We start from the raw sequence: 23955 nt of genomic DNA, 5'->3' as shown, positions 1-23955 counted from the left end.
TTCACTCAACAGCTTGGGGGGCAGACTCGTCTCGGCAAGTTGCCTCTGCGGATAACTGCAATCCCAACGATTTCAAGATCGCCAAAGTCGACTTCAGCGTCGGGTTTCCTTGCTTGCTGTAAGAACGATAAAGCTGCTCTCTGGATAGACCTGTTTCATGCGCGAGGCTGGACATGCCCTGTGCACGCGCGATGACGCCGATCGCATGGGCAATATAGGCTGCGTCTTGGGTCTTGAGCGCTTCGGTGAGGAAGACCGCTATTGCTTCGGGCGTGTTGAGGTCTTCAGCTGGATCGTAGGTGATAAGAGGGTCGCTCACTTTACTCACTCCATTGTTCAGCCATCTTTTGGGCCGCCTTTATATCGCGTTCTTGGCTCGATTTATCTCCGCCTTGAAGCAGGATAATCCAAGTATTGCCCTGTCGCAGGAAATATACGCGAATGCCTGCGCCATAATGGATGCGAAGCTCGTATATATGCGGGGCCACACGCTTCGAATCGCCTTCAAGGCCGAAGGCTAATCGGTCCAGCCTTGAGGCTAAGATTGCTTTTAGCTTCGGATCTCTCAGTCCTTCCCGCCATTTACCGAAAGTTGCGGTTTGCTTGAGCACATAATGCATGCTTGTAGTTTATAGACGACATACTTGAAGTCAAGTTGCGCTCTTTGACAGTGGCAAGACTGGCACTAGAGGGCAGTTGCCATGAAACTCATCGCGCGGGACGTAGTAAATGGCACCTAGCCGCACGTGTGTTTGCTCTCTTGGCGCGGTAATGGCGGCCGCGAAATGCGCAATGGACAATGGTAATGTTTTCAGCACGAAGCGTTGACTTACGTGTGGCATCGCATTAACAAGCGCTCTTCCGTTAAAGGACGCATGCCAACCGACCGGGACTACCGGATGGTTGGTTATGCGTCGTTTTGCGCACCTCATGGTTTGTTCCTTAAAAAACAGGCCTTAAAACAATAGATTGACCGCACGGCGCAGATCCTCCGCAAGGGGGTGGGGCTGTGAATGGAGAGACAAAGTGGCCCGGATAGCTGGCGTCAACATACCGACGAACAAGCGCGTATTGATCGCGTTGCAATATATTCATGGCGTTGGCGCTGCCAAAGCCCAAGAGATCTGTGAAAAAGTGGGAATCGCGGCTGAGCGTCGTGTGAACCAATTGACGGACGCTGAAGTCCTCCAGATCCGCGAAACCATTGACCGTGAATATGTTGTCGAAGGCGACCTGCGTCGCGAAGTTTCGATGAACGTGAAGCGCTTGATGGACCTCGGTTGCTATCGTGGTCTTCGCCATCGTCGCGGCTTGCCAGTTCGTGGCCAACGCACTCACACCAACGCTCGCACCCGTAAGGGCCCTGCTAAGCCGATCGCCGGCAAGAAGCAGGTCAAGCGCTAATTTATTTTTCCCCAACGGGCGTGAGCCCGCTGGCTTTCGTCTGGAACCGACACAATGGCAAAAGATACCACCCGCGTCCGTCGTAAAGAGCGCAAGAACATCGCAAATGCGGTGGCTCATGTGAACTCTAGCTTTAACAACACGATGATCACCATCGCAGACCCTCAGGGCAATGCGATTTCGTGGTCGTCCTCTGGCATGATGGGCTTTAAGGGCTCACGTAAGTCCACCCCTTATGCGGCTCAGGTAGCTGCAGAAGACGCAGGCCGCAAAGCGGCTGAGCACGGTGTTCGTAACCTCGAAGTCAATGTGTCCGGCCCAGGTTCTGGTCGCGAGAGCGCGCTGCGCGCCTTGCAGTCGGTTGGTTTCATCATCAGCTCGATCCGTGATGTGACCCCGATTCCGCACAACGGCTGCCGTCCACCGAAGCGCCGTCGCGTTTAATCGCGAGGCATTTGCGGGTCCGCACGGGCCCGCATTCGGTTGACTATTGACTTGGCGAACCAAGTTTCGCCCCCGACTATATAGAGGATTACATGGTGCTCGAAAAAAATTGGAAGCTGTTGATCCGCCCAGATAAGACGGTCATTGAACATGGTTTCGATCCAGCGCGTAAAGCGAAGCTGATCGCAGAGCCATTGGAGCGCGGGTTTGGGATGACTTTGGGCAATGCGCTGCGTCGCGTGCTTTTGTCGTCTTTGCGCGGTTCGGCCATCACCTCGGTGCAGATCGACGGTGTTGTCCATGAGTTCTCCTCGATTGCTGGTGTGCGTGAAGACGTGACCGACATCGTGTTGAACATCAAAGGCGTGGCTTTGGTCATGCATGCTGACGGTCCAAAGCGCATGACTTTGCGCGCGCAAGGCCCGGGCGAAGTGACTGCTGGCGAAATTCAAGCCGGTAGCGACATCGAAATTCTGAACCCAGAGCAAGTTCTGTGCACGCTGGACGACGGCGCTGAAATCCGCATGGAATTCACCGTTGAAAACGGCAAGGGCTATGTGACGGCGGATGCTAACCGTCCTGAAGATGCGCCAATCGGCTTGATCGCGGTTGACGCGCTCTATAGCCCCGTGAAGCGCGTTGCCTATAAGGTGGAAAACACCCGCGAAGGCCAAGTGCTCGACTATGATCGTCTGGTCATGGAAGTTGAAACCAATGGTGCCATGACGCCAGAAGATGCGATTGCTTATGCAGCCCGTATCATTCAGGACCAATTGGACGTCTTCATCAACTTCGAAGAAGCCAAGACCAAAAAGGTTGAAGAAACCCGCCCAGAATTGCCATTCAACCCAGCTTTGTTGAAGCGTGTGGAAGAATTGGAATTGTCGGTGCGTTCGGCAAACTGCTTGAAGAACGACAACATCATCTATATCGGCGATCTGATCCAGAAGACCGAAGCAGAAATGTTGCGCACGCCAAACTTCGGCCGCAAGTCCTTGAACGAAATCAAGGAAGTCCTCGCACAAATGGGTCTCCATTTGGGCATGGAAGCGCCAAACTGGCCCCCTGAAAACATCGACGAACTCGCTAAGAAGTTCGAAGACCAAATGTAATCAAGACGCAACGTCGCGAGACGTCGCCAGATGGAGAAATAGAAATGCGCCACGGTCACGGACACCGGAAACTGAACCGGACACATGAACACCGCACTGCCATGTTCGCCAACATGGCTGCCAGCTTGGTGAAGCACGAGCAAATCGTGACCACCTTGCCTAAGGCAAAGGAATTGCGCCCCGTTTTGGAGCGTTTGATCACTTTGGCTAAAAAGGGTGACTTGGCTTCGCGTCGTTTGGTTGCTTCGCGCATGCGCGACGAGACCCAAACCAAGAAGCTGTTTGACGTCATCGGCCCACGTTATGCCGACCGCGCTGGTGGTTATTTGCGCATCATGAAAGCGGGCTTCCGCCATGGTGACAATGCCGCCGTCGCCGTGATCGAATTTGTCGACCGCGACGTCAGCGCCAAGGGCAAAGACTCCGGCCCAGTTGCTGGCGACGAATAAGCCTTAGCGCTCTGATCGAATTAAAAGGCCGCCCTGTTTGGGGCGGCTTTTTTTTTACCCATTCTTTTGCCCATCCCACAAACCCACCCTATAAGCCCCCCTATGCCGCGCCTCATCCTGTTCAACAAACCCTATGACGTCCTCTGCCAGTTTTCGGGTGGGGAGGGGCGGCAGACTTTGGCGGATTTTGTGGAGGTGCCGCGCGTCTATCCCGCTGGCCGCCTTGACCGCGATAGTGAGGGCCTGCTGCTGTTGACCGATGATGGCAAGCTGCAGGCACGCATTGCAGACCCCCAATTCAAACTGCCCAAGACCTATTTTGTGCAGGTAGAAGGCATCCCCACCGACGAGGCGCTCGAAGCCCTTGCCAAAGGGGTAATGCTGAATGACGGGCCGACGCGGCCTGCTGAAGTCTCCCGCCTCGACGATCCGGGCCTATGGCCGCGCAATCCGCCCATCCGCGTGCGCAAGAGCATTCCCGATTGCTGGATCAGCCTGACGATCCGCGAAGGCCGCAATCGGCAGGTGCGGCGCATGACGGCAGCCATTGGCCACCCGACGCTGCGACTTGTGCGGATGAAGATTGGTGATTGGGCATTAGGCGATCTTGCCCCCGGCCTCTGGCGCGATATGCCACTGTAACATCTGCGTGGGCCTTGCCTTGTCTGACTGATTTGTCACAATTGAGCCACTTGCGGTTCATAGGAAGGGTGCCTTCATAGAAGCCATGAACAAACAGACATCCAATGGAGGCCGGGTCGGCATGTTAAAATTGATCGCTGCTTCTGCGTTGGGCGCGGGCCTCGTCACAGGTGTGCCCTTAATCGCCCAAGTCGCCACCGGCCAAAAACCAGCCCCCGCCGTCGCTCAAACAGGGTCCAGCACGCCAGCCCAGCCGCGCGTGGTGCCGGCCAGCAAGTCTGACGCCATTTCCTCCTACGCCCCAATCGTACGGCGCTCGTCCTCTGCCGTGGTCAATGTTTACGCGCGCTCGATTGAGCGGGGCCGGGTGGCGGTGGATTTCTTTGGCGGCGCTTTCCGCATGCCAGACCGCGCCAGCCAGAGCCAAGGTTCCGGCGTCGTGGTGCGCGATGATGGGATCATCGTCACCAATAATCACGTGGTCGAAGGCGCGACAGAATTGGTCGTCGTCTTAGGCGACCGGCGGGAGTTTCCGGCCAAAATCGTTCTCACCGACCCGCGCACCGACCTTGCCGTGCTGCGCATCGATACCAAGGGCGAGCGACTAACGGCGCTCCGCTTTGCCGACACCTCGAACGCGCAAGTGGGCGATCAGGTTCTGGCGATTGGCAATCCGTTTGGCGTTGGCCAAACCGTGACGGGTGGGATCATCTCTGCCCTTGCCCGCACCGACGTGGGCATTACCGACTATAGCTTTTTTATCCAGACTGATGCCTCGATCAATCCGGGCAATTCCGGCGGGGCGCTGGTGGATATGAATGGCGATTTGGTCGGCGTGAATACCGCGATTTTTTCCCGCTCGGGCACGTCAGCTGGCGTCGGCTTTGCCATTCCTGCCGAGATGGTCAAGCGCGTGGTCGATGGTGCGGTCACGGACGGCAAAGTCATTCGCGCTTGGACCGGGATTAAGGGCCAGAATGTCGACGCCGAAGTCGCCCGCTCGCTGGGCCTCAGCCGTCCGGGTGGTATTTTGGTGACGGACGTCTATCCAGGCTCTGCCGGGGCAGAAGCGGGCTTGCGGCGCGGTGATGTGGTCACCGCCTTTGCTGGCACGCCCGTGGCCGACGATTCGGGGCTAAAGTATCAAGCCGCGACCCGCAAGCCCGGCGAAGCGGTGGAGTTTACCTTCCAGCGCCAAGGTCAAGTCCGCACCAGTCGTGGCAAGCTCTCGGCCCCTCCGGGCGAGACCCAAACCCCACGTGTTTTGGCTGGTCGTCACAGCTTTGATGGCGTCAGTGTCGCCACGATCAATCCGGCTTTGGCAGAGGAGCAGGGGGTAGACCCGTTCACGCGTGGGGCGATTGTCACGGCCGTCGATGGCGCGCGGGAAGGGGCCCGCGCTGGCCTTCGCCCGGGCGATATCATCCTGCAAGTCAATGATGAGCCCATCCAAACCTCGCAAGACCTTGCAGGCCGTCTCAGTGGGGGCCAGCGAGGCAAAGTCACGATCCAACGCGGCGATAAGCAAATCACGGCGGTCCTGTTCTTGTGAGCGATCTGTTTGCGGCCTCGGGACTGGAAGCAGACCTCAATAGGCCCTTGGCCGATGTGCTGCGCCCGACAAGCCTAGCCGATATTGTCGGCCAAGATCATTTGTTGGCACCCGATGGCGCGATTGGCCGCATGGTGGCGCAAAAGCGGCTGTCGAGCATGATTTTGTGGGGCCCGCCGGGGGTAGGCAAAACAAGTCTTGCGCGCTTGCTAGCTGATGCGTCTGATCTGGCCTTCACCTCGATCTCGGCGGTGTTCTCGGGCGTCGCTGACCTACGAAAAGCGTTTGAGGCGGCAGCCCAATTGCGCCAGACCGGACGCGGGACCCTGTTATTTGTTGACGAGATCCACCGCTTTAACCGCGCCCAGCAAGATGGCTTTCTACCCTATGTCGAGGCCGGGACCGTGACTTTGGTGGGGGCGACGACCGAGAACCCGAGTTTTGAGATTAATGGCGCGCTTTTGTCGCGCGCACGGGTCTTTGTTCTGAAGCGCCTTGAGGACGAGGGCCTTGAGACCCTGCTAACCCGTGCTGAAGCCCATTATGGCCGCACGGCGCCCTTGGACGCACAGGCCCGCCAGACCTTGATGGACTTTGCCGATGGCGATGGCCGCCATTTCCTCACTCTGTTGGAAGAGGTGTTTCAAGCAGCCTTTGACCAGCCCTTTGACCGGGCAGGCCTCAGCCAATTCCTGCAACGCCGCGCACCCGCCTATGACAAGAATAAGGACGAGCATTATAATCTGATCTCGGCTTTGCATAAGTCCGTCCGCGCCAGCGACCCTGACGCGTCACTTTATTGGTTGGCGCGCATGTTACATGGCGGCGAGAACCCGCTCTTCATTGCCCGCCGATTAGTGCGCATGGCGAGCGAGGATATTGGCCTAGCTGATCCTACTGCCCTGCGCGTCACCATTGCCGCCCGCGACGCGTTTGAGTTTTTAGGTTCGCCCGAGGGGGAGTTGGCGCTCGCCCAAGCCACCTTGCATCTGGCCTGTGCGCCCAAATCCAATGCCGCCTATGTCGCCTTTAAGAAGGCGCAAGCCTTGGCCGCCCAAACAGGCTCTGAACCCCCACCCGCGCGTTTTTTGAATGCCCCTACCTCGCTGATGAAGGAACAGGGCTATGGCGCGGGCTATGTCTATGATCCCGACGCCCCGGGCGGCATATCGGGCCTTTCTGGCTTCCCTGATCGTATGGGGCCGCAAGATCTGTATCAGCCAACCGAGAATGGCGCAGAGGCACGGATTGTGGAGAAATTGGAAGGCTGGCGCGCGCTGCGGCGGGAGAAGTTGTAGGGGGGCTGAAAGGACCGTGCAGCACGAGCTGCGCATCTGTAGGCGTTCCCAAGCGCAGCTCGTGCTGCGCGGTCCACTGGCGACGCTTAAGGGGGCTTCTCCCCTAACACCACACAAAATCCCAATCTCCTGCACCTGCGAACTTCCCCCGCGAGCGCAATTGTCCTAACTGATCAGCATGACTGAGCAACATCCCTCTCCCGACGAATTGATCCATGGCCTTACCACTTTGTTGGATGTCGAAACGCTCGACACCGACCTTTATCGCGGCGCGCGCAAAGACGGGGGCCGGGGTCGGGTGTTTGGTGGGCAAGTCATTGCCCAAGCCTTGATGGCGGCGTGCAAGTCTACCGAGACAGACCGCTTGCCCCATTCGCTGCACGCCTATTTCATGCGCCCCGGCAATGAGGACTTTCCTGTCGTTTACCGCGTCGTGCGCGATTATGATGGCGGCAGTTTCTCGACCCGCCGCGTGATTGCCCAACAGCAGGGCGTGCCGATTTTGAATATGGCCGCCTCCTTCCACAAGTTGGAGCAGGGCCTTAGCCATCAAGACAAGATGCCGGATATGCCAGACCCCGAGTCATTGCCGTCGGAGATGGAGTGGCGGCAGAAGTCGATTGATTTGGTGCCCGAGAAATTCCGCCCTTTTTTCATGACGCCGCGCCCGATTGAGTTCCGCTCAATGGATGCTGCGGCTTGGCTGAAGGCCGACAAATTGCCGCCGATGCAGAATTCGTGGTTCCGCGCGGTCGCCCCGATGGGCGATGACCCGCAAATTCACCGTGCGGTGCTGGCCTATGCGACGGATATGCAGCTTCTGGGCACGTGCGCGCGACCCCATGGCTTGAGCTGGATGCGGGGCGAGTTGATGACGGCGAGCCTTGATCATGCGGTTTGGATTCACGATGATTTCCGTGCCGATGAATGGCTGCTTTATTGCACCGACAGCCCTTGGGCAGGGCGCGGGCGCGGCATGAACCGCGGTAAAATCTTCACCCGCGATGGGCGCTTGGTGGCCAGTGTCGCGCAAGAAGGCTTGATCCGGGTGATGAAAGCTAAAAGTGGCGCGTGACGCGGCCGCCCAAGCTCGGCTAAACATAGGGCATCATGCGTCCTGAAAGCCTGTTTGCCCTATTTGCACCTTTAACGACCCTGCCCGGGGTGGGGCCGAAGATTGCGCCTTTGGCAGCGAAAGCGGCTGGCGGCGAGATGGTGCGCGATCTGGCCTTTCATTTGCCGACTGGATTGGTCGACCGACGCTATCGCCCAAAGATACATGAAGCAGAGCTCGGGCGCTTATGTACGTTGGAAGTGATGGTAGAGCGCCATCAACCCGGCGGCATGGGGCGGCCCTATAAGGTTCAAGTGTCCGACGATACAGGCTTTTTGTCGCTCCTCTTCTTCAAGCCCAATGCGCGCTATTTGTCTGAGCGCTTGCCTGAAGGGGCGATACGCGTCGTCTCAGGCGAAATCAGCGAGCGCTATGGCGAGCGGCAGATGATCCATCCCTCCCGCATTCTTAATCTGGACGATCCCGATTTGGGCGTGGTGTTTGAGCCGATCTATCGCAGCGTCGCGGGCCTATCGCATCGAACCCTAGCGAAAATTTGTGCGGCCGCCGCACAAAAGGCCGAAGGCCTTGCTGAATGGGTCGATCCTGCACTGGTGGCACGCGAAAGCTGGCAAAGCTTTGGCACGGCCCTTGTGCGCGCACACGCCCCAGACGGCGAGGATGAGATCCTGCCCAGTACCCCAGCGCGTCGCAGACTGGCCTATGATGAGCTATTCGCCCGCCAGATTGCCTTGCAGCTATCGGGAGCCGCACGACGACGCACGCCAGGGCGCGCCATTGTGGGCACGGGGACCTTTACAGACGCATTGCTCGCGGCTTTGCCCTATCAGGCGACCGGAGCCCAGACGCGTGCCTTTGCCGAAATCGGGGCCGATATGGCCGCCGCCACACCGATGTTGCGCCTGCTGCAAGGCGATGTAGGGGCGGGCAAGACCTTGGTCGCGGCTTGGTCGATGGCGCGCGCGGCAGAAGCCCACATGCAATCGGCCCTGATGGCTCCGACCGAAATTCTCGCGCGCCAGCATTATGCGGGCCTAGCCCCCCTCATGGCCAAGATCGGCCTTAGGCTAGAAGTGCTGACCGGCAAGGATAAGGCCAGTCATAAGCGCATGGTGCTGGAAGGCCTCGCCAATGGGGACATCCATGCCGTGTGCGGCACGCATGCTTTGTTCCAACAAGGCGTGGTATTTCAGCAATTGGGCCTTGTCGTCGTTGATGAACAGCACCGCTTTGGCGTTGCCGACCGCAGGCGCCTGATCGACAAGGGCTTTGCGCCCCATGTGCTGGCCATGAGTGCGACGCCCATTCCCCGCACGCTGGCCATGGCCGTCTATGGCGATTTGGATGTCAGTCGCCTCGATGAAAAACCGCCAGGGCGCGCGCCGATCAAGACCATCGCCATGTCGCTCGACCGTCTTGATGAAGTGGCCGAAGCCGCCCGTCGCGCCATTGAGAAAGACGACCGCGTGTTCTGGGTCTGCCCCTTGGTGGAGGAGAGCGACAAAGTGGATGTCTCGGCGGCGAGCGAGCGCTTCCAAGATTTACAAGCCATGTTTGGCGACAGCGTGCGCCTGATCCATGGCCGCATGTCGTCCAAGGATAAGGATGAGGCGATGGAGGATTTTCGCACCGGTGCGGCGAAGATTCTGGTCGCGACGACCGTGATCGAAGTCGGCGTCGATGTGCCTGAGGCAAGCGTCATGGTGATCGAACATGCCGAACGCTTTGGCCTCGCCCAATTGCACCAGCTACGTGGGCGCGTCGGGCGGGGTGGTAAGCCCGGCCATTGCCTCTTGCTCTATGCCAATCCGTTGAGTGAAATGGGTGCCCGGCGGATCGCGAAATTGCGCGAGACAGAGGATGGCTTTGCCATCGCGGAAGAAGACTTCAAACTGCGCGGTGGGGGTGATTTGTTGGGCCTGCGCCAATCGGGCATCCCAGCCTTTAAGCTCGCCGATGCGGCGTTGCATTCCGACCTTTTGGCCATCGCCCAACGCGATGCGCGGGTTTTGGTCGAGGCTGACCCCACACTGTCCAGCCCACGCGGCCTTGCCGCCCGCTTGGCCTTGCATCTGTTCGATCAAGTCGATCCCGAGGTATTTTTGGGGACGGGGTAAGGGTAGGGCTAGAGGGCCGAAACCAATCTCTCCGCCGCGATTAAGTCGACACGCCGCGCATTGGCGATCTTTTCTTCATCCGGGTCGCGGCCCCAGCGTTCGGCCTGCCAATCTTCTTCGACGCGGATCGCGCGGAAGGCGGTTTCGCCGTCAATGTGGCGGTGGATGAGGGCGAGCGCGACGATGGCAGAGCCTGCCAAGCCATTGGCGAAGGCAAGGGCAGTTAGGCGCAGATCATCGAGCGCATGGGCGGCAGCTTCGATGCGTGCGAGCGCGTCTGCGGGTTGATCGATTGCTAAAGCCTGCGTGGTGGTGACCAGCTGAACGCCCAATTGCGCTTCTGCCCATTGCAGCAAAGGGTCCCAAGCTGCGGCCTGTGCCGCAACAAGGCTAGCCGGGGTCGTCGCGCGATAACAGACAAGATCAGTGCCCGCATATTTGACGATCTCGCCCACCATGGCGTGGCGGGTTTCGCCGGCCCGGTCCAACGCGACATTCACCAACCTTGTGACGGGCATGGCGAACGGGTCAATGGTCTCGGTTTGCGCCTCCCACTCGTCGGCTACTAAGCGGGCAGCGGCTTCTGTCGGCAGGACTAAAGGCTTCTTTGCCGGCGTCTTCGGTGTGGCCTTGTCGAGGCGCACGGCAAATCCGGTTTCGACCGGGGCAATATCAACAGTCTTGTAAAAGCGGCGGGGCAAAGTCGGGGTGGTCATGGCGGGTCACATATCGTGTTTGCCGCGGACTGACCAGCAACCAGCGACAGAGGCGGGAAATCGAGTGTGCTGGATCACAATTTCCTGAACGCACAAAGCCTTGACCCAAGCCGCCCGTTCACGCCAATGCGAGCACTTAAGGAACCTGCCATGCTTGCCAAACTTCAAAAAACCCTTGAATCCCGCCCGTTCGAGTGGGTCATTACCGTCCTCATTCTCGTCAATGCGGTGGTCTTGGGACTGGAGACGTCACCCGCCATTATGGCAAGTTGGGGGCCAATCCTGATTGGACTTGATCAGGCTTTGCTCGCGATTTTTGTGGCAGAGTTAGGGGTGAAGCTTGTTGTCTATCGGCAGAAGTTTTTCCAATCTGGTTGGAATTTATTTGATTTCACCATCATTGCCATCGCGCTGGTGCCGGCATCAGGACCGTTGAGCGTCTTGCGGGCGCTGCGGGTTTTGCGGGTGTTGCGCCTGATCACCATCATCCCAAGCTTAAAGCGTGTGGTCGGGGCGATGCTGTCGGCTTTGCCCGGCATGGGGTCCATCATCGTGCTGTTGGTATTGGTCTTCTATGTCAGCGGCGTGATGGCGACGAAATTGTTTGCGGCAACCGAGCCTGAGGCCTTTGGCGACCTTGGCCGCAGCCTCTACACCTTGTTCCAACTCATGACCTTGGACGGCTGGTCCGGCGAGATCGTCAAGCCAGTGTTGGAAAACCATCCCTATGCGATGCTCTTCTTCTTGCCCTTCATTCTGTTCAGCGCTTTTGTGGTGTTAAACCTGTTCATCGGGGTCGTGGTAGGGGCGATGCAGGATGAGGCCCAAGATGTCGTGGCCACAGCTGCCCTAACGGCCCAAGCGCGTGAAGAGGCCTTATTGAATGAAATGAGAGCCTTACGCGGTGAGGTTGAGGCGCTGCGCGACGTGATGAAGCGCCCTTAAAGGCTGAGTTCGTGGCTTTTGAGGGCTTCTTCAAGCTCGCCCATTTGATGGGTTACGCGGACAGCACCTGCGGCTAGCATTTCTTCGGTCGTGCCAAAGCCCCACGAGACGCCAATCGCGGTGGTACCTGCGGCTATGGCCATAGCCATGTCATGCTCGCTATCGCCGATTACCAAAGTCTGGTCTGGCTGTGCACCGACGACGCGCATATTTTCCAACACCATATGGGGATGGGGTTTGCCCGGGCCATCATCAGCACAGAAATGGGCTTGGAATAAATCGCCCCAAGCATGCTGCTCTAACATCGCATCCAGCCCACGACGTGATTTGCCAGTGGCGATACCCAATACCCAATTGTCTGCCAACAAGCTGCGCAATAGGGCGTCGGCCCCGTCATAAGCGGGGGAGTGGAAAGCCGGGTCTTGCCGCATCTCGAAAAAGGCGGTGCGATAGCTTTCGAGAATGCGATGGCGCAGCGCCTCATCGGCTTGTGGTGCCAGCTGTTCGAGGCCGACAGCTAAAGACAGCCCAATCACCCGCCGTGTCCGCTCAAACCCCGGTGGCGGCAGGCCTGCGCCGATAAAGGCCTTGTCCATGCAGGCCGTGATGATGGCACGGCTGTCCACCAAGGTGCCATCAATATCAAAGACCGCGAAGCGAAAGGTCACGCATCAACCCGGAAATGTTCAAACGGATCGCGGCCTTCAAACTGCTGGAAGCCCAATGCATCAAACGCCTTTAGCATATGCGGTGGCAGGTCTGCCGTGACGCTCAAAATCCCGCCCTTTGGGTGTGGGATACGGATGGCGCGGGCATGCAGATGCAATTGCTCACTCAAGCCACCAATCGGCTCTCGGTCACACACATATTTCGGGTCGCCCGCAATGGCATAGCCCATTTCGGCCATGTGAAAGCGCAATTGGTGGGTACGGCCGGTGATGGGCTTCAGCGCCACCCAAGACGCTTTGGTCCCTGCGTTCGAGATGACGTGATAATCGGTGATGGCAAACACGGCATTGGGCTCGCCATGGGCTGCGCGGCGCATCAATTCATTATCCGGGTTCTTGGCACTGCCGGCCTTGATCATCCAGCCGCGCACTTCGCCCGAAAGCGGGTGCGGCGTGCCCAGGCAGATGGCCCAATAGACTTTGGTGGTTTTGCGCCCCGCGAAGGCCTTGGACAATTTGGCAGTAGCGGCAGGATTGCGGCCAAAGATCAAAACACCGGAGGTGTCTTTGTCCAAGCGGTGGCACAGTTTCGGTTTGCCGTGTTCATCCACGGCAAAAATCTCCATCATCTTGTCGAGATGCTTAGTCATGCCCGTACCGCCTTGCACGGCAATGCCGGGAGGCTTGTTGAGGACGATCACGTCTTCGTCCTCATGGATGACCATATCGCGCAGCCAACGCTCATCCTCAGGGCTGAGGCGCACGCGGACAACGCCGTCGTCCTTCTTTTCTGGAATGACGATTTCTTGTGGCGCAGTGACTTCCGCGCCGGGGCTGAGGCGGTCGCCAGCCTTCTTGGCGCGCACACCGTCGATGCGGATTTGACCCTTGCGGATCATTTGTTCGATCCGCCCTTGGGTTAGGGTGGTGAACTTGCGGCGCAGGAACCGATCGAGGCGAACTTCGCCGTCGGTTTCGCGAACGGGGAGGGTAATGGGAGAAGACATGGCGCTCTCTTACCCGTTAAGCCGCCCAAGTGCCATGCCTGCAAACAGGGCCGCAATCGAGACCACAACAGAGGTGAGGCCATAAAGGCCCGCTTGGCCCCATTGACCTGTCTCAATCATGCGGGCGCTTTCCAGTGAGAAGGCAGAAAAAGTCGTGAAGCCGCCTAATATCCCAGTGGCCAAAAACAGCCGCCAATTTTCGGCCCCCGCCTGCATGGCCCCACCGCGCAGCAACGAAGCCATCACAAGGCCCATGGCGAAACTGCCCAGAATATTGACGCCTAAGGTGCCCCACGGCCAAGCATTACCCAGCCAGCGCGCAGCAGCGAGCCCAAAGACCCAGCGCGCAACTGCACCCAGACCACCACCTAAAAATACCAGAATTGCTTGCATCATGCCGCTATATGGCGGTGGTGCGGGCTAAAAAACAAGCGCTGGATTATTGTTTGGGGATGCCGGGACCATCATCGCGGGGCAGACACGATAGGCCAAATTGCGCCTGCGGGGTGCCGGGCTTACACAGAGGCAAAGGATTGGTGCCAAGGGGATAGCGGCCAGATGCCGCATCCTTTGGCACGGCTACCGGGATTGGCTTTTGCTCACGTGGGTTCCGGCCGTCAATCGGGTCCCAGTCTGGGCATTTGCCATCGCGCTGGCGATTGATCTGCGCACATTCGCCGGTGCGGGCCATTTTGGACAGCAAATTGCCGCCAACGCCTGTCGGAAACTCTGTTTTGACGCCAGCCCCACCGGGTCTGCGCGGCAGGATTCCCGTGGGCGCGCCAGATCCAGCGGCGGTCTGCCCACCATTTGAGCCGCCACCGCTTGCGGTCGGGGCTGCGCCACCGCCGGCAAAGGAGCCGCCAAGCGAGGTCACGCCACCGGACGTTCCAGCACCCGCTTGGGCATTGGCCTGTGAAGCGGCACCACCGCCATTGGCACCCCCAGCGGCGGCTGCATTGCCGCCGCTAGCGTCTGCAACCGCTTGTTCATCTGGGACCCGCAAGTCCGAGGCCTTGATTTGAGGGACTTGCACTTTGGGCAGTGCGATCTGCGACTTGGGCAAGGCGAGCGGCGCGGCCTGCGTTGGTGTCGCCGTGATCGGACGGTTAGGTAAGGTACGCAGATTTGGGGCTGCGGCCGGGGCTAAGGTCGGCAGAGCACCCGGTTGATACGGGGCGGGCTGTTCTTCTTCTACCACTGCGTCGGGCACGCGCAGATTTTGCGGCGCTTGGACGCTGGGAGCGGTCACGCTTTTCAATCTTTGCCCTTTGAGTTGCAGCGCTTCGGGCGTCGGCTGGTTCAAAATAGGGGCTGCTGGACGCAAGGTGACCGGCTTTGGAAGCGGCGCGGCAATTGGCTTGAAAGGAATAGGTGCCACTTCTTCCACGGGCGCAGGCGCAACTTCAGACTTAGGATTATTGGCCTGAGCCAGCACGGGCGGTGCTTTGGGCACTTCTGGTGCCACTTGCTTGGTCGGGGCAGGGGGCAGAGGCACGGGTGGTGCCACCGTCGTCTCTGCCGGTGGTGGTGGCGATTGTGTAGCCTCTAACGGTGGCTCGACACTTTGGTCAGCTGGCTCTGACATTGGAACCGCGGGTGCTGGGGTCGGCTGAACTGGGACCGGGGCCTGTTGCGCCGGATCAGAGGCCTGCGGCAGAGTCACAATCTCAACATTGTCGAGAAAATTCGATTCGAGGAGCGGCCCTGTGGAGGTTAGCAGCAAGGCTGACAGGATGAGGTGGACGGTACCAACGGTCGCAATGGTCCAGAAATGGGGACGCGAATGCCCCAAATCTGAAATCACAATTGGCCCGAGATCCTTGGTACGCAAGCTGTTCCCTCGCTTCAGCTTCCCATCGATCCCCTGCACTGGTGGCAAAGGGCGATGGTTCTGCATTAACGCTGTTTAGGGCCAAATCGTTCACGTATCATGAGCAAAATCGCCCCTCTAAGGCGTCATCTTGCCCCATACGAGTAAAACGGGACCGATTAAAGGCAAAAGCCGCAGTGTTTTGGCCGCAATGCTGCAAAGTCAGTCTGTATAAAAGGACGTTGATCTTGACCAAATCGGCCAGACTGCCTAGCCCAGCTTTACTGCGGGCAGGGGGAAAAGATGCGTGTATTGCTGGTAGGCTCTGGTGGACGGGAACATGCCCTCGCGCTGGCCTTGAATAACAGCCCGTCGGTGACGTTTTTGCTGGTCGCCCCCGGCAATCCCGGCATTGCGGCGATCACGCGCATCGCGCCGGTTAGCGCCGAAGACGTTCCTGCGCTTGTGAACTTGGCCGTTTCAGAACGAATAGATCTGGTCGTCGTCGGGCCAGAGATTGCCTTGGCCGCAGGGCTTGCCGACGCTTTGGCCCAAAAGAATATTGCCTGCTTTGGACCGACGAAAGCAGCAGCACAATTAGAGAGCTCAAAAGCTTTCACCAAAACCTTATGCGAGGCCAAAGGCATTCCCACTGCAGCGTTTGCGACGTTCGATTCAGCTGAAGAAGCCATAGCCTATCTGGGCACCATCCAAGCGCCCTATGTCATTAAGGCTGACGGCTTGGCTGCGGGCAAAGGCGTGGTGATTGCGCCCAATTTTCAGACCGCCAAAGAAGCAATCCACGAGATGGTCGACGGCCGGTTTGGTAGTGCGGGTGCTCGATTGGTCATTGAAGAATTCATGACAGGCGAGGAGGTGTCCTTCTTTGCCTTGTGTGATGGAAAGCAGGCCACCTATCTGGGGTCAGCCCAAGATCATAAACGCGCGTTTGATGGTGAGCGCGGACCCAATACGGGTGGCATGGGGGCCTATTCGCCGACAAGCCACGCCACAGCAGAGTTCGTGCGGGACATCATGGCGCGCTTCATTGAACCAACCTTGGCTGCGATGGAGAAATTGGGCATGCCGTTTTGCGGCGTCCTTTATGCTGGCCTCATGTTGACGCCCACAGGGCCAAAGCTTGTTGAGTATAATGCCCGATTTGGCGACCCGGAGTGTCAAGTGCTGATGGCCCGCTTTGAGGGTGATTTAGCGCGCCTCCTCATGGCCTGCGCGCAAGGCAGGCTTGGTGCCGCGCCCCAGTTCCGCTTGTCCGATCAAACGGCGGCCTTGGTGGTGATGGCCGCGCAAGGCTATCCCGATGACCCGATCAAGGGCTCTGAAATCCGGGGTGAGGTCGGCGCACAGGCGATCCCGCGAGGTGTTTTGCTGCATGCGGGAACGCGGCGCGATGAAGACGGCAAGCTGCGGGCGGCCGGTGGCCGCGTCCTCAATGCCATTGGCCTTGGACCTGATTTACAAGCCGCGGTCGATACCGCCTATCAAGTCGTTGATGCGATTGATTGGCCGATGGGTTTCCACCGTCGCGACATCGGCTGGCGCGAGCTTCACCGAGGCGGATGAAGGCGTCAACTTAGGCAGTCTGTTGTGGCGGCTGGAAAAAAGCCTTCCCCTGCGCGGCAAGCAGGTTAAAGTTCACAAGAACAACAATAATCATCATACAGGGAGCCATCATGATGAGCGATGCTGAAGCAGACATTTTCAGTGGCACCAAGCCTGTCGATCCGCGCTATAAGTTGGACGAAGTAGCGCTCAACGCTTGGATGGAAGCCCATGTTGAAGGCTTTGCTGGCCCGATGGAAATCCGCCAATTCAAGGGCGGTCAGTCGAATCCGACCTATCAGATCATCACGCCGTCGCAGAATTACGTGCTGCGCCGCAAGCCGCCTGGCAAGTTGTTGCCTTCGGCCCATGCTGTGGACCGCGAATTCCGCGTGATTTCTGCGCTCTACCCAACAGGCTTTCCTGTCGCCAAGCCATTTGGGCTGTGTATGGACGAAAGCGTGATTGGCACCATATTTTACATCATGGACTCGGTCGACGGCCGCATCTTGTGGGACGGCTCTTTGCCTGACAGTACACCAGCCGAGCGCACCGCCATCTATGAGGCCAAGATCGCAACTTTGGCAGCCTTGCATGCCACGGACTATAAAGCGGTGGGGCTGGAAGATTTTGGTAAGGCCGGTTCTTACTTTGCCCGCCAAATCAGCCGTTGGACCAAGCAATATCAGCTCTCGGAAACCATCAAAATCCCGGAAATGGACCGCTTGATTGAATGGCTGCCGACCAGCGTGCCAGAGGGCGAGACGACCAGCATCGTGCATGGCGATTTCCGCCTTGATAACATGATCCTGCATCCGACAGAGTCGCGTGTTTTGGCCGTGTTGGATTGGGAGCTCTCGACTTTGGGCGATCCCTTGGGTGACTTCACCTATCATTTGATGAATTGGGTGATGCCGTCGGGCCAACGCTCGGGGCTTGCTGGGCTAGATTTGGAGGCGCTGGGTATTCCGTCAATGGAGCGCTATATTGAGCTTTATTGCCAAGGGACTGGCCGCAAAAGCATTGAGAATATCGATTGGTACTTTGCCTATAACATGTTCCGCTTGGCCGGGATTATTCAAGGCATCGTGGGGCGGGTTCGCGATGGCACGGCGGCAAGTGCGCACGCCCAAGATAATGCTGACCGTGTGCGGCCTTTGGCGCTGGCTGCCTATGGGTTTGCCTTGAAGGCTGGCATGACGCCTTAAGTGAATTCTATCTGGTTTGAACTATGTTGCACCTGACTGCCAAGAAGTACAAGTTTTCGTAATCGAGTTAAACCTTACTTCATGGAATGGGTCCTAGAAATTCGCCCAATGTAATTTGGGTGTGTGATGTCGTCTGTTCGGAAACTGACTGAATCAAGTGCGCAGGACTTTGCGAATAAGCGCATTTTGCTTGTCGATGACCATACGCATGTTCGCACTATTTTCACGAGCATTCTTAATGGTCTGGGTATGTTTCGCTTGTCGACGGCAGACCGCGCTGACCGCGCACTTTCGACGCTGCAAGCTGAGCCGATTGATTTGGTCATCACAGATTTCAACATGCCGGGCCTTTCAGGAATCGGCTTGGCGCAACGCATTCGCCAAGAAATCCGGTCCAAGAATCCGCGCTTTAATCCGTCCATCCCCATCATTATGATTACCAGCTTTGGCACCAAGAAATGTCTCATCGCCGCGCGCGATGCTGGGGTAGATGAGTTTTTGGCAAAGCCCTTCACCACGTTGGGTGTCGCAGAACGTATTGATTCTGCAGTCAATATGCAGAGACCCTTCATTGTGTCGGACAATTATATTGGTCCGTGTCGCCGTCGCAAGGTCGATCCAATCTTGTCTGGCCTGAAGCGGCGTGAGGCAGATCGCATTGCCGTCATGAACGAGTTCGACCTTGAGCGAAACCTGATGCAGGGCGACGCTCAAGTCTTGATCGATATCGCGGGCTATGAGGCGATTGAAGAAACCTCGACCGAGGCCATTACCCGAATTGGTGAGATCACTGCCGCCCGCGCCCACAAAATCCGCGATGGCTTGCTGGAGCGCGCGGCCATGTCCTTGCTCAAATATGTCGCGCTCGCCGCCGCACAAGACAATCTTGAGGCAGATATGGTCGAGATGCATGGCTATGCGGTAAAACAATTGCTGGATTTGGCGGGCAAGGACCTCAATCTATCCAACCAAGTGGTGGATTCTTTAGAGCGCGCGGTAGCCAAGCGTACGCGTGTGCGCGATGTTGCCTAATTTGCTGAGCTATTAGAGCCACGCTATCGGGCAAATCAGTTTCAGAATTTGGCATTGCCGCAAAATGGGCTAGAGCTTGTCGGTATGACACTCAGCATTTTAACCCGTCAGGCCAAAGGGCCTGTCATACTTCATGATCCGACCGCAGCCGACCTTGCTGGTTCTGACGTCCTTTGGATCGACTTATTGGATCCCTCCCGCGCTGAAGAGCAATTAGTCGAGCAAGCGTTCGGCATTGATGCGCCCTCCGAGACAGAGCGGGCGGCCTTGGAAGAATCAGCGCGCTTCTATTTGGAAAACGATGTGATGGTTCTGCACGGAACTGTCGTGGCGCGCGCCAAGCCTGAAGCCGAAGCCGATGTGCCATCGAAGCTCCCTCCCATTGCCCATAAGCGCGAGATCGTCAGCTTCTTTCTGACCAAGACCGCGCTGATCACGGTTCGCACCTGCCCACTTCGCGCCTTTGAGGCCAATGAAGGGCGCGCCTCGGCTGATTTGGCTGAGGTTGAGACGGGGCCAGACGTGTTGCTCGCCTTGATTGAGAGCTTGGTTGAGCGCGTGGCAGACTTCTTGAGTGCGAGCGCCCAAGAATTGGAAGACTTGAATTTGCGTGTCCTCGTCAGCCGCCGCACCATCCGCTTGGAAACCATCTTGAAGCGCTTGGGCCAATTGGGGGCTGGGGCCAGCCAGTCGCGCGATTCCTTGTCGAGCCTTTCGCGCTTGGCGCGCTTTGTGTTGGCGCATGGTTCGGCTTGGTCTGTTCCCAAAGAGCGCCTGAGCCTCTTGGCGACCGATATTGAAACGCTGCAGCGTCAGGCCGAAGCCTTGACCAATGATTTGACCTTCTTCTTGGATGCCACCTTAGGCCTTGTTAGCGCGCGCCAGAACGAGACCTTGAAGGCCATGGCGGTTGTGACCCTGTTGTTCGCGCCGCCCACCTTGTTGGCGTCTGCCTTCGGCATGAATTTTGAGCATATGACCATCTTTGCGGACCCACTGGGCCCCTATTGGGCCGCAGGTCTGATGGTGGCATCCTCAGTGGTGATTTTCTCGATTGCTCGGCTGGGCAAGTGGCTCTGATTGGCAGAGCAAGCGGCACCTAAAGCCAGCTGGGCACTTCCGATTCAAGGCCTGCCAATTCATAGAGGTCTGACCATGTGTAGCCTACGACCGGGATTTGCCAGCCCTGCATGGAATCGCGCTTATCACCAGCCATTTCACCGCCGATGGACTCATAAAAAGCCCGCGCTTTTTCATTGCCTTTCACGACCCAAAGCCCACCACTGAACAGACCGCGCATCAAAAGCCAGCGCGAACACGCCAACATCAGAGCCCGACCCAGTCCACGGCCTTGGTGAGAAGCCTTCACATAGATTTGGTGAATTTCGCCATCGCCCAGGATTTCGGCGGCCTGCCCCGCTGCTGCGCCGCAGGTTGCATAACCCAACGCCTTGCCGTCTTCGGTTTCGGCCACGAAAATTCCGTGGTCTAAATCGCCATCTTGGCGGATGAGTTCTGCCCGCCACGTGCGATATAGCCTTGGCAAAGCCAAGCCATCTAAGACCGGGGTAGGCAGCAAGCCAGAATAGGTTTCACGCCATGTCGTTTGCTGTAATTCAGCAATTGCTGGGGCATCACTTTGTTCGGCGCGGCGGATCATTAAGCTCATAGAAGCAAGGTGGCGGAAATCTGAAAAAGCGCAAGCCTCGCTTCTGCAATCGTGCCATGCTCGCCGCTGCGTTGGGTGTAACCATCCTATAGGTGGTCGCGTAGTGCTTGGGGGAGGGGCGATTTTGACACCAGACGAAACCCAATTGCACGCTTGGATGCTGGGCGCTCAAGCCGGCAACCCCGTCGCGACGCGCTGCTTGCTGGATGGACTGGCACCACGACTGCGGGCCTTCTTTCGCAATAAAGGCGCAAGACCAGAAGATGCCGAAGACTTGGTACAAGAGACCTTGATCGCCATCTATACCAAGCGCGCGATGTTTGATCCGGCGCAGAAACTTCTGGCCTGGACTTATGCAATCGCCCGCTATCGCATGATTGACCGGTGGCGGCGTACGGGTAAGCGCGGACTTGATCTGCCGATTGAGGACTTCGAACACGCCTTATCGGCCGAAGAAACCGAAGCGGGCGACCCCACACGCGATATCGCCCGTTTGCTTGGCGATCTGCCTCCCAAACAACGAACGGCAATTGAGTTGGTGAAACTGAAGGAATTGAGCATCGCTGAAGCCTCTGCCCAGACGGGTTGGAGTGCCTCTGACATAAAAATATCCATCCATCGCGGCCTCAAGACTCTCATGCGTCTTGTGGGCACTTCAGCGACAGGAGACCTATCATGAAGACGGATGAATTGATTGAAGCCTTAGCGCGAACACCGGAGACGGCACAGCCAAGCCGTCTATACCGCCGCGTGGCCTTGGCCCTGATTATTGGCCTGGTGCTGGGTTTGGTGATGATCCGATTATTCATGGGCTTCCGCCCAGATATTGGGGTCACTGCGCCGATGGTTGCTATGAAGGCGGGCTTCTCCGCTCTGATCGCGACATTTGCAGGCGGGCTGGCGATGCGCCTTGCCAAACCAATTGGCGGGGCCACAGGCACCATCCGGCGTCTGATGATGCCGCTGATTCTGGTGGTTTTATCTGCGGTAGCGATTGGCCTCATCACCTTGATGGCAACAGAGCCGGGGCATCGGTTTGCAGCATTTACGGGCGGTGGCTTTCCCTGGTGTATCATCTTGATCCCCATCTGCGGCTTGCCAACGGCTATGCTGCTCGTCTGGGCAATGCGAGAGGCTGCACCCACGCGATTGGCCTTGGCGGGGGCCGCGATTGGGGCATTGTCTGGTGGGGTAGGGGCGATGATTTATGCCATGTTCTGCTCGGTCGACTCCGTCAGTTTTGTCACCATTTGGTATGTCGCGGGCATAGGGCTGGCCTCGGCACTGGGTGCGTTGGCCGGCGCACGTTTGTTGCGTTGGTAAGGGCCGATCGCGCTAAGGCGTGATCAAGCGCGCCTGAATGGCTTCGGCTATCGCCATCGCATCGCGAATGGGTTCGTATGACCAAGATGTCAGGCTGCCATTAAACCAGCGCGCTGCGCCCCTCTCGATAAAGGCTGTGTGCAAGCGGTCGAATTTGGCATCCCCGCCTTCCAACTTAATCAGATGCATGGGGATGCCAAAGAACGCGACATCGGTCATCATATTCGTCGAATCCTCGGTCACCAAGGCCGCCTCAGCTTGTGCCAACCAAGCCAAATAGGGATTGGGCCCATCGCGCGCTTCATTGGCAAAGAAGTCTGCGCCCGATGTGAAGGCAAAGGCGCGGAACAAATCTTCAGCCGGTTTTGGGGTCCGCCGCGAGGTGGTGATCATCAAATGCACATCTTGATGGGCCAGCCTTTGCAGCTCGGCCACGATGGCGTGGGCACGCGCGAGGCTGAGTTGATGGCGTTTAGACGTGCCGCCCAAAATCACCATCACCTTCCGCTTGCCGAGGTGGCGTGGCTCTGGGATCTGGGCGAGGGCGGTGTCAATTTGCTTCTGGGTATACCACACGGGCGCGCCAAGGGTGGTTATCACATTGTCGCCCCGTACCCCATCATGCTGGGGAGGGGCGACCAAATCAAAGCGTTTGGGGCTTATGCGTGGGTCTTGCAATTGTACCACAAGGCTTTGACCCGCGCTCCACTTCCGCATGCGCATGGAATAGGGGATGGAACGCCTGCCATTGGCAATCCAGACATCGGGCCAAGGGGCTTGTAAGCGTGCGGCCTGTTCAATGGGCAGGGCGGCCTTTGGCATCAGCCACAAGCTGGGTGGTAGGGAGACTTGAAATCCGGTCGGTTGCAGACGAAGAAGTTTGATCCTGGTGGGGACGCGCTCGCTCAAAGCATGGGCGATAGCTAAGGTCTGGCGTTCAATTCCGGTTCGCCCATCGGAGACACACCAGACCGAGACTTCATGACCTTCCATGCTTTCTCTCTCCGAAATTGCGCCATGTACGCAGACTACCGCAAGGCAACCCCTAGGCTACTCAAGCGTACTAAAGCCGATTCGTCAGCGTACGTTCCATATGTTTCCCAGCATAAAGCGAAAACAATTGAGTTAGTCGGTCGCGTGGAGCCTCTTCAAAGATGCGAAAGCCAGGGTTTTGGGCGGCTGCCAACATCTCCTGATCACCACGTGTATCGCCATAGGCCGCCACCAGCGGCGCGGTGCCAAACGCGGCTCGGATGGCGGCAAGCTTGCCCGGCCCCCAGCAATTGTCGCCTAACAACCTTCCCGTCAGCCGCCCATTGACGATCTCAATCTCGGTCGCCAACACATGCTCAACGTGGAGGTCCTCTGCCCAGACCGCCAAATAATCGCGCAGTGAGGCTGAAACCAGCGCCACTTCATCGCGCACCCCCACATGGGCTCGCAGGCGCACAAGCGCATCTGGCCGCGCAATGATGGGGTAAATCATCTGCGCAAACGCGCGGCATCTCGCCAAATAATCCGCAGCCGACATGCCCGCCAGAAACACAGTCAGCGTCTTCTCTTTCACCGCGCTGCGCGGCACTGCGCCGACACGATAGGCAATAAAGATCGGGATCAGCTGCACCATTTTGAGCACAAAGCCAAAGCGGCCGGCAACAAAGCGCAAGAACAACAGATAAGAATCCGCCCAAGTCAGCGTGCCATCGACATCAAAGGCTGCGATAGGGCGCGCCGCTTTCTGATTAGCAGGGGCTGTTTCTGGCTCAGTCATGGTCTGTCCTTTAGGCAGATTTCTACCCATCCTGCCAGTCAACTCACACAGCTTTCGGAGAAAGCACACAGAAGCTGCAGGGCCGCCTGCAAACCACGTCTTGCCAGAGCCGCTTTTGGCCCTTAAACACCGCGCCCTTGACCAACT

At 58.0% G+C, this 23955-nt stretch carries 26 protein-coding genes; 16 read left to right on the top strand and 10 right to left on the bottom strand.

From position 1 onward, the window contains the following. Window position 1 precedes the first annotated feature (1 nt). Both ACOVRA_RS00470 and ACOVRA_RS00465 read right to left on the bottom strand, forming a co-directional pair. Window positions 2-319: an addiction module antidote protein gene (locus ACOVRA_RS00470; RefSeq protein WP_421718607.1), complete on the bottom strand. Its 318-nt coding sequence runs from the start codon at window positions 317-319 to the stop codon at window positions 2-4. 1 nt (window position 320) lies between these two features. Next, window positions 321-620: a type II toxin-antitoxin system RelE/ParE family toxin gene (locus tag ACOVRA_RS00465; protein WP_421718606.1), complete on the bottom strand. Its 300-nt coding sequence runs from the start codon at window positions 618-620 to the stop codon at window positions 321-323. 406 nt (window positions 621-1026) lie between these two features. Between ACOVRA_RS00465 and rpsM the strand changes: the two genes are divergently transcribed. The 9 genes from rpsM (at window position 1027) to recG (ending at window position 10093) form a co-directional block, all read left to right on the top strand. After that, on the top strand, window positions 1027-1404 hold the full coding sequence (gene rpsM, locus ACOVRA_RS00460; protein WP_290807297.1) for a 30S ribosomal protein S13: 378 nt from the start codon (window positions 1027-1029) through the stop codon (window positions 1402-1404). A 54-nt stretch (window positions 1405-1458) separates the two neighbouring features. Next, window positions 1459-1848: a 30S ribosomal protein S11 gene (gene rpsK / locus ACOVRA_RS00455; protein WP_085340287.1), complete on the top strand. Its 390-nt coding sequence runs from the start codon at window positions 1459-1461 to the stop codon at window positions 1846-1848. 95 nt (window positions 1849-1943) lie between these two features. After that, window positions 1944-2960, top strand: a complete 1017-nt coding sequence (locus ACOVRA_RS00450; protein WP_085340330.1) for a DNA-directed RNA polymerase subunit alpha — start codon at window positions 1944-1946, stop codon at window positions 2958-2960. A 44-nt stretch (window positions 2961-3004) separates the two neighbouring features. After that, entirely contained in the window at window positions 3005-3409 is a 405-nt protein-coding gene (gene rplQ / locus ACOVRA_RS00445; protein ID WP_313587089.1) for a 50S ribosomal protein L17, read from the top strand. Window positions 3410-3511: 102 nt separating this feature from the next. Continuing rightward, window positions 3512-4051, top strand: coding sequence for a pseudouridine synthase (locus ACOVRA_RS00440; protein ID WP_421718605.1), 540 nt, complete (start codon window positions 3512-3514; stop codon window positions 4049-4051). Window positions 4052-4172: 121 nt separating this feature from the next. After that, window positions 4173-5603, top strand: a complete 1431-nt coding sequence (locus ACOVRA_RS00435; RefSeq protein ID WP_421718604.1) for a Do family serine endopeptidase — start codon at window positions 4173-4175, stop codon at window positions 5601-5603. Then, the gene (locus tag ACOVRA_RS00430; protein WP_421718603.1) at window positions 5600-6901 is read left to right on the top strand and encodes a replication-associated recombination protein A; all 1302 of its coding nucleotides are present in this window, start codon (window positions 5600-5602) and stop codon (window positions 6899-6901) included. The genes ACOVRA_RS00435 and ACOVRA_RS00430 overlap by 4 nt, the downstream gene beginning before the upstream one ends. A gap of 178 nt (window positions 6902-7079) precedes the next feature. Then, window positions 7080-7976 (top strand): acyl-CoA thioesterase, encoded by an 897-nt coding sequence (locus ACOVRA_RS00425; RefSeq protein ID WP_421718602.1) that lies wholly within the window; start codon window positions 7080-7082, stop codon window positions 7974-7976. 35 nt (window positions 7977-8011) lie between these two features. Continuing rightward, window positions 8012-10093 (top strand): ATP-dependent DNA helicase RecG, encoded by a 2082-nt coding sequence (recG, locus tag ACOVRA_RS00420; RefSeq protein WP_421718601.1) that lies wholly within the window; start codon window positions 8012-8014, stop codon window positions 10091-10093. 8 nt (window positions 10094-10101) lie between these two features. On the opposite strand, the gene ACOVRA_RS00415 is transcribed toward recG, so the two are convergent. Continuing rightward, entirely contained in the window at window positions 10102-10809 is a 708-nt protein-coding gene (locus ACOVRA_RS00415) for an ATP12 family chaperone protein (RefSeq protein WP_421718600.1), read from the bottom strand. A gap of 150 nt (window positions 10810-10959) precedes the next feature. Here ACOVRA_RS00415 and ACOVRA_RS00410 point away from each other — a divergent pair, with 150 nt between their 5' ends. Next, the gene (locus ACOVRA_RS00410) at window positions 10960-11754 is read left to right on the top strand and encodes an ion transporter (protein WP_421718598.1); all 795 of its coding nucleotides are present in this window, start codon (window positions 10960-10962) and stop codon (window positions 11752-11754) included. On the opposite strand, the gene ACOVRA_RS00405 is transcribed toward ACOVRA_RS00410, so the two are convergent. The 4 genes from ACOVRA_RS00405 to ACOVRA_RS00390 are packed head-to-tail and all read right to left on the bottom strand — an operon-like array spanning window position 11751 to window position 15263. Then, window positions 11751-12422 (bottom strand): HAD-IA family hydrolase, encoded by a 672-nt coding sequence (locus tag ACOVRA_RS00405; RefSeq protein ID WP_421718597.1) that lies wholly within the window; start codon window positions 12420-12422, stop codon window positions 11751-11753. The genes ACOVRA_RS00410 and ACOVRA_RS00405 overlap by 4 nt on opposite strands. Continuing rightward, entirely contained in the window at window positions 12419-13429 is a 1011-nt protein-coding gene (locus ACOVRA_RS00400) for an RluA family pseudouridine synthase (protein ID WP_290805606.1), read from the bottom strand. Before ACOVRA_RS00400 ends, ACOVRA_RS00405 begins: the two co-directional genes overlap by 4 nt. Before the next feature lie 9 nt (window positions 13430-13438). Then, entirely contained in the window at window positions 13439-13825 is a 387-nt protein-coding gene (crcB, locus tag ACOVRA_RS00395; protein WP_421718596.1) for a fluoride efflux transporter CrcB, read from the bottom strand. 43 nt (window positions 13826-13868) lie between these two features. Then, a complete protein-coding gene (locus ACOVRA_RS00390; protein ID WP_421718595.1) occupies window positions 13869-15263 on the bottom strand; it encodes a hypothetical protein in 1395 nt (464 codons plus the stop codon). A gap of 282 nt (window positions 15264-15545) precedes the next feature. Here ACOVRA_RS00390 and purD point away from each other — a divergent pair, with 282 nt between their 5' ends. From purD to ACOVRA_RS00370, 4 genes are all read left to right on the top strand, one after another. Next, a complete protein-coding gene (purD, locus tag ACOVRA_RS00385) occupies window positions 15546-16826 on the top strand; it encodes a phosphoribosylamine--glycine ligase (RefSeq protein WP_421718594.1) in 1281 nt (426 codons plus the stop codon). Between the two features lie 113 nt (window positions 16827-16939). Continuing rightward, window positions 16940-18013, top strand: coding sequence for a phosphotransferase family protein (locus ACOVRA_RS00380; RefSeq protein ID WP_421718695.1), 1074 nt, complete (start codon window positions 16940-16942; stop codon window positions 18011-18013). Between the two features lie 126 nt (window positions 18014-18139). Then, window positions 18140-19045, top strand: coding sequence for a response regulator (locus ACOVRA_RS00375; protein WP_421718593.1), 906 nt, complete (start codon window positions 18140-18142; stop codon window positions 19043-19045). 84 nt (window positions 19046-19129) lie between these two features. After that, a complete protein-coding gene (locus ACOVRA_RS00370; RefSeq protein ID WP_421718592.1) occupies window positions 19130-20125 on the top strand; it encodes a CorA family divalent cation transporter in 996 nt (331 codons plus the stop codon). A gap of 19 nt (window positions 20126-20144) precedes the next feature. Here the strand turns inward: ACOVRA_RS00370 and ACOVRA_RS00365 are convergent, their stop codons facing one another. Next, entirely contained in the window at window positions 20145-20705 is a 561-nt protein-coding gene (locus ACOVRA_RS00365; protein WP_290805621.1) for a GNAT family N-acetyltransferase, read from the bottom strand. 133 nt (window positions 20706-20838) lie between these two features. Between ACOVRA_RS00365 and ACOVRA_RS00360 the strand changes: the two genes are divergently transcribed. Together ACOVRA_RS00360 and ACOVRA_RS00355 are read left to right on the top strand one after the other, a co-directional pair. Beyond that, window positions 20839-21393 (top strand): sigma-70 family RNA polymerase sigma factor, encoded by a 555-nt coding sequence (locus tag ACOVRA_RS00360; RefSeq protein ID WP_421718591.1) that lies wholly within the window; start codon window positions 20839-20841, stop codon window positions 21391-21393. Beyond that, a complete protein-coding gene (locus tag ACOVRA_RS00355; RefSeq protein WP_421718590.1) occupies window positions 21390-22037 on the top strand; it encodes an NrsF family protein in 648 nt (215 codons plus the stop codon). Before ACOVRA_RS00360 ends, ACOVRA_RS00355 begins: the two co-directional genes overlap by 4 nt. Window positions 22038-22049: 12 nt before the next feature. Here the strand turns inward: ACOVRA_RS00355 and ACOVRA_RS00350 are convergent, their stop codons facing one another. Beyond that, on the bottom strand, window positions 22050-23030 hold the full coding sequence (locus tag ACOVRA_RS00350; RefSeq protein ID WP_421718589.1) for a mitochondrial fission ELM1 family protein: 981 nt from the start codon (window positions 23028-23030) through the stop codon (window positions 22050-22052). Window positions 23031-23100: 70 nt separating this feature from the next. After that, window positions 23101-23808 carry an HAD-IB family hydrolase gene (locus ACOVRA_RS00345; protein ID WP_421718588.1) on the bottom strand — a complete coding sequence of 236 codons (708 nt, stop codon included), beginning with the start codon at window positions 23806-23808 and terminating at the stop codon, window positions 23101-23103. Between the last annotated feature and the right edge of the window lie 147 nt (window positions 23809-23955).

It is taken from the genome of Aquidulcibacter sp., assembly GCF_049239865.1.
In the GTDB taxonomy this organism is placed as follows: Bacteria; Pseudomonadota; Alphaproteobacteria; order Caulobacterales; family Aquidulcibacteraceae; genus Aquidulcibacter.
This window is presented reverse-complemented; position numbering and strand designations above follow the sequence as displayed.